Annotated in this window: 18 protein-coding genes; 10 read left to right on the top strand and 8 right to left on the bottom strand. The window is 54.3% G+C overall.

The features are described 5' to 3' along the window. Nucleotides 1-393 precede the first annotated feature (393 nt). The 6 genes from C8R21_RS01805 (at nt 394) to C8R21_RS01780 (ending at nt 4,113) form a co-directional block, all read left to right on the top strand. Nucleotides 394-1,608 carry a DUF2863 family protein gene (locus tag C8R21_RS01805; protein ID WP_107761168.1) on the top strand — a complete coding sequence of 405 codons (1,215 nt, stop codon included), beginning with the start codon at nt 394-396 and terminating at the stop codon, nt 1,606-1,608. Between the two features lie 51 nt (nt 1,609-1,659). Beyond that, on the top strand, nt 1,660-2,070 hold the full coding sequence (msrB, locus tag C8R21_RS01800) for a peptide-methionine (R)-S-oxide reductase MsrB (RefSeq protein ID WP_107761167.1): 411 nt from the start codon (nt 1,660-1,662) through the stop codon (nt 2,068-2,070). 93 nt (nt 2,071-2,163) lie between these two features. Then, the gene (locus C8R21_RS01795) at nt 2,164-2,709 is read left to right on the top strand and encodes a septation protein A (RefSeq protein WP_107761166.1); all 546 of its coding nucleotides are present in this window, start codon (nt 2,164-2,166) and stop codon (nt 2,707-2,709) included. Further along, complete coding sequence (locus C8R21_RS01790) at nt 2,709-3,011, top strand: YciI family protein (RefSeq protein WP_107761252.1); 303 nt, start codon at nt 2,709-2,711, stop codon at nt 3,009-3,011. Before C8R21_RS01795 ends, C8R21_RS01790 begins: the two co-directional genes overlap by 1 nt. Nucleotides 3,012-3,027: 16 nt before the next feature. Further along, complete coding sequence (locus C8R21_RS01785) at nt 3,028-3,303, top strand: BolA family protein (RefSeq protein WP_107761165.1); 276 nt, start codon at nt 3,028-3,030, stop codon at nt 3,301-3,303. A 12-nt stretch (nt 3,304-3,315) separates the two neighbouring features. Beyond that, nucleotides 3,316-4,113, top strand: a complete 798-nt coding sequence (locus C8R21_RS01780; RefSeq protein ID WP_074974685.1) for a peptidylprolyl isomerase — start codon at nt 3,316-3,318, stop codon at nt 4,111-4,113. Nucleotides 4,114-4,326: 213 nt separating this feature from the next. Here the strand turns inward: C8R21_RS01780 and alr are convergent, their stop codons facing one another. Next, nucleotides 4,327-5,400 (bottom strand): alanine racemase, encoded by a 1,074-nt coding sequence (gene alr / locus C8R21_RS01775; RefSeq protein ID WP_107761164.1) that lies wholly within the window; start codon nt 5,398-5,400, stop codon nt 4,327-4,329. 207 nt (nt 5,401-5,607) lie between these two features. Here alr and lplT point away from each other — a divergent pair, with 207 nt between their 5' ends. Next, the gene (gene lplT, locus C8R21_RS01770; RefSeq protein ID WP_107761163.1) at nt 5,608-6,882 is read left to right on the top strand and encodes a lysophospholipid transporter LplT; all 1,275 of its coding nucleotides are present in this window, start codon (nt 5,608-5,610) and stop codon (nt 6,880-6,882) included. Between the two features lie 71 nt (nt 6,883-6,953). Here the strand turns inward: lplT and C8R21_RS01765 are convergent, their stop codons facing one another. From C8R21_RS01765 to C8R21_RS01755, 3 genes are all read right to left on the bottom strand, one after another. After that, entirely contained in the window at nt 6,954-7,454 is a 501-nt protein-coding gene (locus tag C8R21_RS01765) for a TPM domain-containing protein (protein ID WP_107761162.1), read from the bottom strand. Beyond that, nucleotides 7,455-8,360, bottom strand: a complete 906-nt coding sequence (locus tag C8R21_RS01760; RefSeq protein WP_107761161.1) for a TPM domain-containing protein — start codon at nt 8,358-8,360, stop codon at nt 7,455-7,457. It abuts the gene before it with no gap. A 90-nt stretch (nt 8,361-8,450) separates the two neighbouring features. After that, nucleotides 8,451-9,044, bottom strand: coding sequence for a LemA family protein (locus C8R21_RS01755; protein WP_074974761.1), 594 nt, complete (start codon nt 9,042-9,044; stop codon nt 8,451-8,453). A 288-nt stretch (nt 9,045-9,332) separates the two neighbouring features. Between C8R21_RS01755 and C8R21_RS01750 the strand changes: the two genes are divergently transcribed. Together C8R21_RS01750 and C8R21_RS01745 are read left to right on the top strand one after the other, a co-directional pair. Beyond that, nucleotides 9,333-10,544 carry a hypothetical protein gene (locus C8R21_RS01750; RefSeq protein WP_107761160.1) on the top strand — a complete coding sequence of 404 codons (1,212 nt, stop codon included), beginning with the start codon at nt 9,333-9,335 and terminating at the stop codon, nt 10,542-10,544. Beyond that, complete coding sequence (locus C8R21_RS01745) at nt 10,522-10,965, top strand: HEAT repeat domain-containing protein (RefSeq protein WP_107761159.1); 444 nt, start codon at nt 10,522-10,524, stop codon at nt 10,963-10,965. The genes C8R21_RS01750 and C8R21_RS01745 overlap by 23 nt, the downstream gene beginning before the upstream one ends. Nucleotides 10,966-11,005: 40 nt before the next feature. Here the strand turns inward: C8R21_RS01745 and C8R21_RS01740 are convergent, their stop codons facing one another. From C8R21_RS01740 to tsaB, 3 genes are read right to left on the bottom strand one after another with little or no spacing between them, the layout of a single operon-like run. Continuing rightward, complete coding sequence (locus tag C8R21_RS01740; RefSeq protein ID WP_219906592.1) at nt 11,006-11,806, bottom strand: uracil-DNA glycosylase; 801 nt, start codon at nt 11,804-11,806, stop codon at nt 11,006-11,008. Then, complete coding sequence (gene rimI / locus C8R21_RS01735) at nt 11,803-12,264, bottom strand: ribosomal protein S18-alanine N-acetyltransferase (protein WP_074974677.1); 462 nt, start codon at nt 12,262-12,264, stop codon at nt 11,803-11,805. Before rimI ends, C8R21_RS01740 begins: the two co-directional genes overlap by 4 nt. Beyond that, nucleotides 12,261-12,932 carry a tRNA (adenosine(37)-N6)-threonylcarbamoyltransferase complex dimerization subunit type 1 TsaB gene (gene tsaB / locus C8R21_RS01730; protein WP_107761249.1) on the bottom strand — a complete coding sequence of 224 codons (672 nt, stop codon included), beginning with the start codon at nt 12,930-12,932 and terminating at the stop codon, nt 12,261-12,263. The genes rimI and tsaB overlap by 4 nt, the downstream gene beginning before the upstream one ends. A gap of 136 nt (nt 12,933-13,068) precedes the next feature. Here tsaB and C8R21_RS01725 point away from each other — a divergent pair, with 136 nt between their 5' ends. Then, nucleotides 13,069-13,509, top strand: coding sequence for a host attachment protein (locus C8R21_RS01725; protein WP_074703856.1), 441 nt, complete (start codon nt 13,069-13,071; stop codon nt 13,507-13,509). A 4-nt stretch (nt 13,510-13,513) separates the two neighbouring features. On the opposite strand, the gene thpR is transcribed toward C8R21_RS01725, so the two are convergent. Continuing rightward, nucleotides 13,514-14,095: an RNA 2',3'-cyclic phosphodiesterase gene (thpR, locus tag C8R21_RS01720; RefSeq protein WP_107761158.1), complete on the bottom strand. Its 582-nt coding sequence runs from the start codon at nt 14,093-14,095 to the stop codon at nt 13,514-13,516. Nucleotides 14,096-14,102 lie beyond the last annotated feature (7 nt).

The following is a 14,102-nucleotide window of genomic DNA, read 5'->3' as shown; positions in this document are numbered from 1 at the left end:
ACTGTTTTGCAATTGCAATCCTGCATCCGGAGCTTGTAGCTGTGACGCGACCTTGTGTCCCTTCCTTCCGTGGGGGCCTGTTCGTGAAAGGTTTTGAGGAAGCGTATCGGAACTGATGATGGCGAGTGACCTCCTCCGCAACCCTGCGGAGGGGGCCGGAAAGGGCACAGGAGGGCGTAGGAGGCGATTCCCTGACGGAGAGGCATGCTGTACTCGCCTGCCTCCGGCTATGCTTCGCAGCCTGCTTTATGCCACGCTTTGCTGTCTGCCGGACCATCTGATCCGATATGACGCTTGTACTGCTTGCTCGCCGACTCAATAAGTGCTTCAAAATATCAGGGAATTCAGGATTTAGGTTAAAATAATTCTTTAACCATCCAGGACGCCAATTTGATGAAAAAACTTCGCGTCCCTCATCGCACCAAGTCTGCGCGCATGGTTCAGGAGCTTGTGCGCCTGGCAACGGGACTTGCCGCCTCCGGCAGTCGCGTAGAAGACGCCTTCTGGGAGAATCGCCTTGCGGCAAAAATACATGCCCAACTGCGTACGGGGGACGATCAGAATCTCGAAGCTGCGCTGGATCAGCTTTATGATGCTGATCCTGGAGGCTACAGTGAATTCATGTATGCCATCGAAGCTGCAATAGAATGCAGCATATTCACGCGAGGGGATCACACTTACGACGTTTTAATGTTTGCTGTACCGGTGCTCACCTGGTCACGTTTTTCGATTCCCTCGGGACCAATGGCAGAATCCGTGCTTTCCGAACTTCGCGGGCAGTTGCAGGTGCAGGTGTTGGCGGACGATGCCCGGCTTGCGCTTGCGGATTGTCTTTTCAGCCCCGATCAATTGCCAAGAGGCTATCATCTTACACATGAACTGGCTCGCAAACTCTGGTCGGCAGCGGTGACAGGACAACGCGATTTGCATATGAACCCACAGCAGCTTGCTGAAACGGGACGGTTTCTTTCTGATACCCGCTATCTCCTCGGCGGGGTCGCGGTCCCTCAGGGAAAACCTATGTTCCGCTGGCAGCAGGGGGACGCGGGCGAGCACAAGGGCAGCAACGTTTCCACCCTCCAGTTCTCCAAAGAGCAGATACTGCACGCATGGCAGACTCACGGTACCGCAGTGCTGCTGCCGCTATTCCAGGGCTGTGCGTTTGAACTGCTGATGCCGGATGGCTTCTTTTCAGCATGGCGCGCGGCGGACCGCCTGGCCCGCCCCTATTCGGTGCGTGCCACGGTTGATTTTCTGGAAACCACTCTGAGTATTTCCCCAGACAGGTTGCGTGCAGTGATCGCGCCTTTCTATGATCAGTGGCTGGAGGAATATCGCATTGGCTTCACCCTCAAGGATCGGGACAACGTGCTCTACGGCATCATCTGGGGACTGGTAGGGGATGAGGATGAAAATACAGATAGCGTCGCTCAGATCGAGGCAGCGCTGCGGGAATGCGGAGTGACACAAACTATCCTGCTGCAAGAGCATTTTCTTATGGAGTACTGCGAAGAATGCGGGGGACCGCTGTTTCCCAATGCGGATGGCGAAATCGTGCATGCAGAATTCCCAGAAGAAGGTGAAGTAGCGCCCATACATCTGCATTGAGAGTGTTCATCATCTTATTCAGGAGCATCAATTTTTTCCGGAAGAGGAATCATGAGCAACAAGCTTGTTAAATCCGAGCAGGAATGGGAAAACCAGCTGACCCCGCAGCAGTATCATGTATGCCGCGAAAAAGGGACAGAGCGGGCGTTCACAGGGGAATACTGGAACTGCCACGATCAGGGCGTGTATCGTTGCGCCTGCTGCGGGGCCCCCTTGTTTGACTCGGAGACCAAATTCGATTCCGGTACGGGATGGCCTTCTTTCTGGCAGCCTGCCCGATCGGAAAATGTCGTCAACCAGGAAGATAACAGCCATTTCATGCGGCGGGTAGAAGTGTTGTGCGCCCGCTGCGACGCGCACCTCGGTCACCTATTCGAGGATGGCCCTGCTCCGACCGGACTGCGCTACTGCATCAATTCCGCTTCCCTCAAACTCGATCGAGATTCTTCGAAGACTGAATAAACGGGCAGCAAGGGAAGTTAAATGGGACGCAATGCGCTTTGCTAATTGCGCCCCGCACTCTCAAATAACTGTGTCCGCTCAAACTCCATCGCGATGAAATTTCTTTTTGATCTCTTTCCGGTAATCCTGTTTTTCATCACTTTCAAGATTTATGGCATCTATGCCGCCACTGCTGTAGCGATTGGCGCCACTTTTGTGCAGATCGGCTGGGTATGGTTCCGCCATGGCAAAGTCGATACCATGCTGTGGGTCAGTCTGGTTCTCATAGTCGTCTTCGGCAGCGCAACACTTATTCTGCAGGATGAAACATTCATCAAATGGAAACCATCCGTGCTCTACTGGCTATTCGCGGCCGCACTGTTGATAGCCCAGGCGGTTTTCAAGAAAAATTTTATCCGGACGATGATGAAAGAACAGCTCACCCTGCCGGAAACGGTTTGGGTCCGGGTGAACGCGAGCTGGGCAGCGTTTTTTGCATTTATGGGCGCCGCCAACCTCTATGTCGCCTTCAATTTCTCTACTGAAACCTGGGTTGACTTCAAGCTGTTCGGCTTTATGGGCTTCATGCTGGTTTTTGTCGTATTGCAGGGATTGATGCTGGGGAAATACATGGTGACTGACGAGGATAAAGAGGCATGATGCTATATGCAATAAGTGGCGAGGATGTGCCCGACAGTCTTGAAAAGAGAATGGCGGTGCGTCCTGCGCATCTTGAACGCCTCAAGGCGTTGCAGGAAGACGGCCGCCTTGTTTTAGCCGGTCCATATCCCGCGATTGACAGCCCCGATCCCGGGCCGACAGGATTTTCCGGGAGCCTGATCGTAGCCGAATTCGAGTCGCTCGAAGCAGCCCAGGCTTGGGCGGAAGCGGATCCCTACGCCACTTCGGGCGTCTATGCAAAAGTGATGGTGAAGCCATTCAAAAAGGTTTTACCGGCATAACCTCACCAGAGGCCGGATGAACACTATCGAATTGATGAAGCAGAAGCTCGCTGCTCTGGAGCCTGCGGTAATCCGGATTGCGGACGAAAGCGCGCGCCATGCGGGACATGAAGGCGCCAAAGCAGGAGGCGGGCACTATTTACTTACCATCGTCTCACATCAATTCATCAGCAAGTCGGCCCTGGCGCGGCACCGGCTGGTTTACGATGCCCTGGGCGAGATGATGCACAAGAATATTCACGCCTTAAGTGTAAAAGCGTATACTCCCGAGGAATTTGATTCGATCCACTGAGAAGGAACCTTCATGCATTTTATGAAATTTACTCGACTTGCGGCACTGGGTATCTCCGGAGTGATCGCCGCGACGGCCGTTCAGGCCCAGACCGGCTCAACCATGGCAAAGGTGAACGGTACGCCGATTCCTCAATCGCGCCTCGAATTCATAATGAAGGCGCGTGCTGGCCAGGGGCAGCCGGATACGCCGGAGGCGAGGAAAGCTTTGCGCGAGGATCTCATCACTGAAGAGGTAATCGCCCAGGAAGCGAAGAAGAAGGGACTGGACAGGGATCCTGACTTTGTCACCCAGCTCGACATGGCTCGCCAGACAGCGATGGTCAGAGCGTACCAGATCGATTACATAAAGAACCACCCGGTAAGCGACGAAGAGCTGCATAAGGAATATGAAACGGTAAAGACGCAGATGGGGGATAAGGAATACAAGGCGCATCATATTCTGGTGGCTACAGAAGAAGAAGCCAAAGACATTATCGCCAAGTTAAAAAAAGGCACAAAGTTTGACAAACTTGCCGAGGAAAAATCCCTGGATACGGGCAGCAAGAGCAAGGGTGGCGAACTGGACTGGAGCCCGGCTGCAAGCTATGTTCAACCTTTTGCCGAGGCTTTGACCAAGCTGCGCAAGGGCCAACTCACCGATCAGCCGGTAAAAACCCCCTTCGGTTGGCATGTGATCCGTCTGGATGATGTGCGACCCCTGAAAATTCCCCCATTCGAGGAAATAAAACAAAACCTGGCCCAGCGCGTGTTGCAGCGTCAGTTTGCGGCCTCGGTCAACGATCTGCGCTCGAAGGCGAAAGTCGAGTAAGCTTCTTCCCATAAGCTTTATTCTCCCATTCCCTTTACCCGGCAGCTCATCGCTCCGGAGTACAAAAAAGGCAGCCAAGGCTGCCTTTTTTGTGTCTGAAAGCATCTTTGAGCTATCTGTCTGCAAACGCGCGAATGGGATGGAGTAGATCCATTGCTCGACGATCGCATTGTCGGGCTCCGCCCGACAATGCGCTTCCAAAGCGCTTCCTGCTTACGTTACCCTTTGCATTCTCGGCGCGATCGCGCACAACAGTTCATAGCCCAGTGTACCAGCGGCCTGCGCAACCTCATCAACCGGCATGCCCCTCCCCCATAGCGTTACCGGGCTGCCTACGCCCGCATCTTCGATCTCGCTCAGGTCCACATGCAGCATGTCCATGGAGATGCGTCCCACAACCCGTGTTCGTCTTCCCTTTACAAGCACCGGGGTACCGGTAGGAGCATGGCGGGGATAGCCATCAGCATAGCCCCCTGCAACTATGCCCACTCGCATCGATCGGTCCGCCCGAAAAGCGTACCCGTAACCCGCGCCGTCGCTTGGCCTGAGTGTTTGCACAGAGATAATTCTGCTCGATACAGTCATGGCGGGTTGCAAACCCAGTTGCTCTGCGGTTGTGTGAGCAAGCGGTGAGGAACCATAAAGCATGATGCCGGGACGCACCCAGTCAGCATGTGCTTCGGGAAAACGAAGAATGGCGGCAGAATTCGCGAGCGAACGAGGCATATTTCTCCCTCCCGCAGCCAGGTTGAAACATTGCAGTTGCGCTGCAATGCTGTCGTTTCTGTCCGATTCGTCGGCACATGCAAAATGGGTCATGAGGGTGATTTGCCGCACCGCGGAATTCGCCTTGAGGCGCTCCAGCGCAGCGGGAAATTCCTGGGGTGTAAATCCGAGCCGGTTCATGCCGCTATTGAGCTTCAGAAATACATCCAGCGTTGCACGCCGTCGAACCGCCTCCAGCATGGCAAGCTGCTCGGGGTGATGCACCACGGTACTTAAATGGCATTGCTCGATCCAGCGCAGTTCGTCTACGTCGAAAAAACCTTCTAGCAACAGAATCGTCTGGCGATAGCCCGCCTCTCTTAAACGCACGGCAGCATCCAGTTCGAGCAGGGCAAATCCCTCTGCCTCCGCCAGGGCCTCGGCAGCGCGCAACAACCCGTGACCGTATGCATCCGCCTTGATGACCGCCATCACGCGTGAACGCGGCGCATGTCGACGAACGATAGCCAGGTTGTGCTCGAGCGCGGCGGGATCAATCAACGCTTGAATGGGACGCGACATGGTAATTCAGGGATATCCGGAAGTTTTTCTTGAAGATTTTCTTTGAAGGGATTTTGCGGGAACGAGAGTTGTTATGAGTGCTCCAGACCAGGTATTTTTTGGGCAGCATCAAAGGTTTGAAATTTTCCATCAGGAGAGGGTCCGACGACCGTTGTATAATGCCACGCCTCATCGTTAAAAAGAAGGTCAAGTTCTAGGAGAAAACGCTTGAAACGCGGATTTTATACCATTATGGCGGCCCAGTTTTTTTCTTCGCTAGCCGACAATGCGCTGTTGGTTGTTGCCATTGCCCTTTTGGTGGAGCTGCACGCGCCCGCTTATCTCACTCCGATGCTCAAGTTTGTGTTTGTTCTCTTTTACGTGATCCTCGCGCCTTTCGTCGGAGCCTTCGCGGATTCCATGGCCAAGGGCCGCGTCATGTTCATCAGCAATGCGATCAAGATTGTGGGCTGCAGCCTGCTTTTCCTGGCCATGCACCAGTACTTCGCGCTTGCCGCCTACGCGGTAGTCGGGCTTGGCGCGGCCGCCTATTCCCCCGCAAAATACGGGATACTGACTGAACTGCTGCCGCCCGAAAAACTCGTCATCGCCAATGGCTGGATCGAAGGCTTGACCGTGGCCTCCATCATACTGGGCACGGTGTTGGGCGGCTTGCTGATCTCGCCAGCCATCTCCGCTGTCCTGCTGTCGTTCGATTTTCCCTTGATCGATACCGGCGTGGACACTGTACCGGAAGCAAGCATACTGCTCATCGCCATATTTTATACTGCTGCTGCCATCTTCAATCTTTACATCCCCAACACGGGAGTCGATCACCGCATTCTCAGGAAAAATCCAATGTTTCTCGTGCATGAATTCGGTCACTGCATGAGGCTACTGTGGGCAGACAAACTGGGGCAGATTTCACTGGCGGTAACAACCCTTTTCTGGGGCGCGGGTGCAACGCTGCAATTCATCGTGCTGAAATGGGCAGATGTTGCCCTCGGTTATCCCTTGAGCAAGGCGGCGCAACTCCAGGGCGTAGTCGCCGTCGGCATTGCCATAGGCGCAGTCCTTGCAGCACGAATAGTGTCACTCCGGCATTCCGTGAAGGTGATTCCTCTGGGCATTGCCATGGGCATTGTGGTAATGGCAATGATTTTTGCCCGCGAGTTGTGGATTGCCATTCCGCTTCTCATGCTGATTGGCGGACTTGCCGGATTTTTTGTCGTGCCAATGAATGCACTGCTGCAACACCGCGGTCACATCCTGATGGGCGCCGGTCACTCTATTGCTGTCCAGAATTTCAACGAGAATCTCAGTATTCTCACTATGCTGGGACTGTATGCGTTGCTGGTGAGCTTTGACGTGCATGTGTATACGGTGATTATTCTGTTCGGCCTGTTCGTAGCCGTGATCATGGCGGTGATACGCCAGTGGCACCTGCACAACCAGAGCATCGAGGATTCTCTTCATCTCATTGGCGCACACAAGGGGCACTGAGTGAATTTAGGGGAATTTAGGGGAATCTAGGGGTACATCGAAGGCTATTGTGGAATTATCGGCCGTAATGCCTACAGGATAACTGGTCTGTTGGACAGTTCATTTTCCCCACTTTCCCGCCCGAGCGGGAAATGCTCGTGCAAATGACAACCCACTGCCTGGATTCCACTGATGACCCCGGATTCAAACTTCCCCTGACTGAAATGGGTTTCCATTTCACGGCAGATGGTTTCCCACTTTTCATGGCCGACCTTCGCGTCGATGCCCCGGTCAGCAACGATTTCGACATTGTGATCGGCCAGAAGCAGGTAAATCAGGATACCGTTGTTATGCTCGGTATCCCACACGCGCAACTGCGAAAATACTTCGATAGCCCGATCATGTGCCGATGTTGCTCTCACCAGAGGCAGCATATCCAGTGCCGCCTCCACTGCAAAGCGGATTTCTCCCCGATGACCGAATTCCGACTGTGCGATCGCATGTTCGATAGCGGTAAGGGCTGTAGCGGGAAATGCCTTGCGCACCGCCAATGGTCCTGTAAAAAGATGCCGCAGTACTCGCGTGAAATCCATCTACCATCTCCCTGAGGCGCCGCCGCCACCGAAGCCCCCCCCGCCTCCGCCGAAACCCCCGCCACCGCCGAAGCCGCCGGGACCGCCCCTGCCACCCCATCCTCCATAACCACCAAAGCCACCCGGCCAGCCGCGCCCTCCTCTGTAAATTCCGCTGCCGGCATGGCCGAACAGGCTGATGAAAAACGCAAAGGCAGCGGCGATCAAGGCAAGTAATATCGAAGCGAATACCAGCCAGACGATAATGGCTGCCACTGCGCTCATCAGCGTCGCACCGAGAAAGCGGCCGAAAATGGACTGAAATACCTTGGCCGCAATGAAGAGCAGGATAAAGACAAAAATAATATTATTCACCAGAATATCGGCGGCAGCGGAAGAATCGCCGCCATGTGCGGAACGGGCGGGAGGTGGGGGTAAGGACTCTCCTTCGACTACCCCTATTATTCGATCGACACCGGCATTTATGCCTGACGCAAATCGGCCCTGTCTGAATTCGGGCACGATGATATCGTCGGTTATCCGCTTCGCCACGGCGTCCGGAAGCACGCCCTCCAGACCATAGCCCACTTCCACGCGCACAGTTCTATCCTGCTTTGCAACCAGCAGCAGAACACCGTCATCAATACCCTTGCGTCCCAGCTTCCAGGCATCCACTACCCGAATTGAATACTGTTCGATGGTTTCAGGCTGGGTGGTGGGAACGATCAATACGGCAATCTGGCTGCCTTTCCTGGCTTCAAATGCGGCGAGCTTCTGCTCAAGTTGGGTAGCTTCGTTTGCAGAAAGTGTACCGGTAAGATCGGTAACACGGGCTTTGAGAGGCGGAATCGCGGCATCCGCCATCGACAGGGAGGCTGAAATAAGCAGAGCGATGAATACGAGGATTTTTTTCCCGGCATGAATCATATGTAAGCCCTTGCCATTTCCGGCTGGTGTCGCGAGTAGGATGGGTGGAGTCCAATTTCAAGCTCCAAGATCAGCAAACGCCTCTTCCGCCTAGGGCTTGCTGAAATCCACCTTGGGCGCGGTTGAAATCGCTTTCTCGTCATCAACGGTGAGGCTGGGCTTCACCTTGTAGCCGAACACCATCGCGGTAAGGTTGGTGGGGAAGGAGCGCACTACGATGTTGTATTCCTGAACCGCCTTGATGTAACGGTTACGGGCCACGGCAATACGATTCTCCGTGCCTTCCAGTTGCGCCTGCAATTCCCGGAAGTTGGCATTTGATTTCAGTTCCGGGTATTTCTCCACTACAACCAGCAAACGCGACAGAGCACTCGACAATTCCCCTTGGGCACTCTGAAACTTCGCAAATGCCTCCGGGTCATTGAAAAGCTCGGGCGTGGCCTGGATGCTGCCCACCCTGGAACGCGCGTTGGTTACGCCCAGCAGCACTTCTTTCTCCTGGGCAGCAAAACCTTTTACAACGTTTACCAGATTGGGGATGAGGTCAGCACGGCGTTGATACTGGTTCAGCACTTCACCCCAGCTTGCCTTGATCTGCTCATCCGTAGACTGCAAGGTATTGTATCCACAACCACTCAGGCTGAGCACCAGAAGCAATATCAGAGACCGCAGCACGTTGTTCATGAAAATCTTCCTGGAAAAATGCCGATATGGATAAGTATAGGCGAACTCATGAATAAGGAAAGAAATAAGGACGAGTGCGCGGATTTCAAGAGGGACTAATCGAATGAGTTCGAGAGACGAGTTCGTTATCATTCCCGCGCGGAAGTCATTTTCATCCCACATCATTGGGCACTCTGCCCCGCCGAACCGCTTTCCCTGAATGAAGCATAACGAGGCAGGCTGTCCTAGAATTAAAAGCGACGTGATCGAATAGGTGTAACAAAAAACCACCTGCCCGAAGGAGAAACCATGCCTTATTCCACAGTTGTCGATAAGCCGCTCCGAATACCAGATGCTTTCAGCATGGATAATGACATTGCCGCCCAATCGCAGGCCGCCTTTCTGCTCTATGCAGGCATACTGTTTAAGCCAACGCATATCCTGGCTCGCTACAGGAAACGCCCGCCGGATCCTGAAAGCGTTCCACCTGAAGACCTCGAATCGCTCGGCATCCCACCAGATGTGGCAAAGATGGGCATAGAAGTGTCACCCGAAAATCTGCTGCTCACTGAGCTCATCAATGAGATTGAAAAGGAAAACGCACTCTCCCCCGGAACGATAAGCGGTACTCTCATCGGCCAACCGATTTATGCCAAACCAATCTCCGAGCTGCAAACGAAATATACTGTCCAATTTTTCGAGATCCGTGACGCGCAGTCGCTTCTCAGGCTTCTAGCGGTCTCATTGCATCATTCCGATGAGTTGGTGCGGGTCGCAGCTGCCATCTCGTATCTGGACGCTGTTGACGGATTCTTCATACCTCACCCCACTTTTCAAGGCGACATGGAGCGCCTTGTGTCCATTCTTGCCCTAGGCACAGCAAGCAAGGAACTATTGATACGGGATGTGGCCGCCACCGCACTGGCGCGCATACTGCCGGAACACCCCGCGCTGGTGCCCCTTTTACAAAATACCGACTACGGGGGAGAAGGCGAGCCTGCTCACACCAGCCTCATTATCCATGGCACCTGGGCGAGAACAGCTAGCTGGTGGCAGCCGGGGGGAGACTTTCACACTTATATTCTGCAATCCGTAGACCCCTCCGTTTATTCAGGATCGGACCGATTTGAATGGTCCGGCGGATACAGCGACCAAGCCCGCGCCTTGGCAGCGCTTACGCTGACGGCATGGGTGCAAGGCAAGGGACTTGAATCACCGGATTTTTTTGCCCATAGCCATGGAGCCAACGTCGTCCTGCTGGCAAACCAGGCAATCGATATCGGCAGAATGGTTCTCCTCGCCTGTCCGGTACATCCCCACAAGTACTGGCCCAACTTCGGACACGTAAACCGCGTGGTATCGGTGCGGGTGCGACTGGATCTGGTGATTCTGGCGGATCGCGGCGGGCAGCGATTCAACCATCCGGATATCATAGAAAATGTATTACCTGTCTGGTTCGACCATTCCGCACCTCACGAGCCGGATATATGGATACGGTATGACGTCCCAACGAAAATCTGAAGGATCACTGAATGGCAAGGGGGAAAGCTCGCAATGGCTCATCAAAGCAGCCGACTTGTACCGCGCAAACATGGTCTGGAAACTGTTCGGTACGGGCGCCAGCGGACAGAGGCTGATCGAGGGGTTAAGTTCGCCAAACGAAAATGTGAGGACTTTGGCCGGGATGTTCCTCGTGCAGAGCGGCCGCAAGGCAATCCCTCTTTTGGAGCACGAGCTGGAAAATCGCAGAAACATGCCGCTGGTTTTAACGATGCTGGGGGACATCGGTGCGGCGGAATCCGAAGGGAAGCTTCGCCGTCACCTGGATGATTCCGACCCGGAGGCGGCCAAAGCCGCAAATGAAGCTCTCCGCGCGCTACTTTTCAAGCAAAAAATGGACTCCTCTGCAAATATGGAATCACAACGGCCCCCCAAGGAGTAATGCCAGGAGACTGTATCGCCTGCTGTTCCCAAACGCGGATTTATTCCGAGGCCTTCAAGGCCTGCATAGTGCTTTGGGCGAAACACAGGTCCTCCCATGCCTTTGCTTTGGCAACCAGCGTGCGCAGCAGATAAGCCGGGTGATAAGTGACGATCACCGGAATACCTTCGTGCTGATGGAGTCTGCCCCGAAGGCTGCCTATGCTTGCATCGGTATTGAGCAGATTCCTGGCGGCGGTTTTGCCAAGCGCAACAATCAGCTTCGGCTTGAGCAGCTCGATTTGCCGCGCGAGGTACGGCTCGCAACATTGCGCTTCGTCGTCCGAAGGCTCGCGATTGCCAGGCGGGCGGCATTTTACGATATTGGCTATAAAAACATCGCGACCTCGATTTAAACCAATGGCCATCAGCATGTTATCCAGCAGCTTGCCTGCCTGCCCCACAAAGGGTTCACCAAGCGCATCCTCTTGCGCACCGGGTCCTTCACCTACGTAAAGCCAGTCCGCACCCGGATCCCCTACGCCAAACACGGTGCGCGTACGTGAGTTGCATAGCTGGCAAGCCACACAGCCTTCCACACTCTCTTTAAGCTGATCCCAGTCCATCTGCAGAATCGTCGCCCGGCGCTTCTCTGCCGCGTCGACAGATCGCACGCAAGCCTGTTCTACCTGTTCTTCGAATTCGGGATGCGCAACAACCGGCGCTACCGTCACCTGAACCGATTCCAGCACTGCGGGTACACTCTCATCGTCGGTACGTTCCCTGACGCGCCATACCGGCGTCAACCCCAACTCTTTGAGTATCTCGCCGCGTCTGATCCGTTTTCTGTCGTTGCTGATCACAACACCAGTTCCATCACCAGCGAGTCTTCGCGTCCGCCCATTGCGGGATAATAATCCTTGCGCTTCCCGATCTGCCTGAATCCGAGACGTTCATACAGCCGGGCAGCAGCATGGTTGGATTCGCGCACGTCCAAAAACATGGTGAGCGCCAGCTGCTCCCTTGCAATCCCGATGAAATGGCGCAGCAATTTTTCACCCCAACCCTTTCCTTGTGATTCCGGCGCAATACTGAGCGTCAGCAAATGTGCTTCTTCTGCCCCGATTGTCATTACGCCATATCCAAAAATATGTCCATCCTGCTCCAATACCCGGCAATGATAGCCTGCGTCGAGCGAATCGCTGAAATTGCCCTGAGTCCACGGAAAAAGAAAAACCTCCCTCTCAATCGTCACTACCGCTTCGAGGTCTGAGGGCACCATTCGCCTTATTCGGGGCGCTTCCTGCAATTGGGCACTCATCGCTCCTTTTCCTTCAGGGCCACCTTGTTTCGAATATAGAGCGGAGCGGCATCAGCCGGATCGAGCCCCTGTCCCCTCGCGAATCGGGGTGCAGCCAGTTGCGTCATTGCCCGCGCATCCGGCCGGACGCCGCTGATGATGTGATTGAGGTAGCCTTCGTAACGTTTGCGCAGCACTGTGGGATACATATCGAACCCGCTGCCGCAACCTGTCCAGTCCTGCTCCTGCAGCGGAGGCGCATTTTGCGGCAGGCAGAGTATGGGCTCGCTCACGGCTTGCCATCCGTCCAGCCCTTTCCTGTAAGCAGCATGATAGATCTCGTGCATGCGCGCATCCAGCGCGGTGATGACCTGTGTTCCACCAGCTTGCTGTGCCAATGCTTCCAATGTACCTATTCCGATCACTGGCAGTCCCGCCCCGAAAGCCAGTCCCTGCGCTATTCCGCAGGCAATGCGCAACCCGGTGAAGGATCCGGGACCCGAGCCGAAAGCGATGCCGTCCAGTTGTACCAGCGTCAGTCCGCTTTCATCCAGTATTCGACTCACCATCGGCAAAACGAGTTCGGAGTGGCGCTGTCCCGCAAGAACCTCCTCACCAAGGAGGTCACGCTCCAGCAACAGCGCAACAGAACAATATTCGCTGGATGTATCGAAAGCGAGAATTTTCAAGGCCAAGTCGAAGAAATATCGAGCATAATGTCAGTACAATGACAACCCGTATGGAAACTTCGGCGGAGAAATCATTGTCTATTGTTGAGCAACACTCCAGTTCGTTTAACTTTATCACTACTCGCACGGAGGAGTCATGAGCATCACGTGGATTCTGGTTGCAAACGCAAGCGCAGCATATCTTTACGCAAACTACGGCCCAAGAAAAGGATTACAGAAACTCAGGGAATTCCGGCATGACGCCAGCAGGGAGAAGCGGGTGGACCTGGTTACCGATCGCCCGGGACATAACAGAAGTAACGGGAATGGTCGCGGCTCCTACATACCCGCCACCGATCCAAAGCAGCATGAGGCATGGACTTTCGCCTCGCAGCTAGCCCGGGAACTGGAGAATGGGCGCAAAACCAACAGTTATCAACGCCTGATCCTGGTTGTATCGGCGCCATTTATCGGTCTCATCAATAGCAATCTTGGAAGCCAGGTGCGCAACCTCGTAAGCGATACTTTTGAAAAGGATTACACCAGGGCCAATGAAAGAAACCTGGTAAAACAACTGGAGAGCTGCATTTATCTTTGATTATTCAGTTATTAGGATGGTTTGACCATCCTTCCAGAGACCAGCGGCCGATCGGCGTATAAACCGAACCGTCGCTGGTCCGGTCCGATCTAACCAATACCCACTCCCGCACCCGCCACACCATCGGTTCTGCCAGCTCAGGCAGCGTTTTACAGGATGCATTCCTCATGAGCGTGATATGGGGCTTGTAAGGCCGCTCCTCCAATGAAAATCCTGCCAATGAAAGTCTGCTCTGCAAAGCTTCGACCAGATCGATGAGCGGCTGGGGAATCTCGCTGATTTCCGCATAAACGATATTCTTGCGCTTCCACATGCAGATTCTTTCGATAATCAGATCGAAAGCGCGCCCCCCGGAATCCTTGATTTCATCCGCTGCCTTGTATAAAGCAGCCATTTGGCTTGCATCCACCTCCCCTACGAAAACCAATGTGAGGTGAATGTTGTCCGTTTTTGTTTTCCGCCCCTCGCAAAACGATGCTAATCGCCCGGTCAGCCGTACCAGCTGCATGCAGGCTTCCCTGTCGGGCCATATCGCAAAAAACAGGCGTACTGTTTTTTGTCTGACAAGCCTGGTCTCTTCAGCCATCTGCCAC

The sequence above is a fragment of the Nitrosospira multiformis genome (genome assembly GCF_003050865.1).
Taxonomy (GTDB): domain Bacteria; phylum Pseudomonadota; class Gammaproteobacteria; order Burkholderiales; family Nitrosomonadaceae; genus Nitrosospira; species Nitrosospira multiformis_E.
The sequence above is the reverse complement of the archived record's forward strand: the minus strand, read 5'-3'. Positions and strand labels throughout refer to the sequence as shown.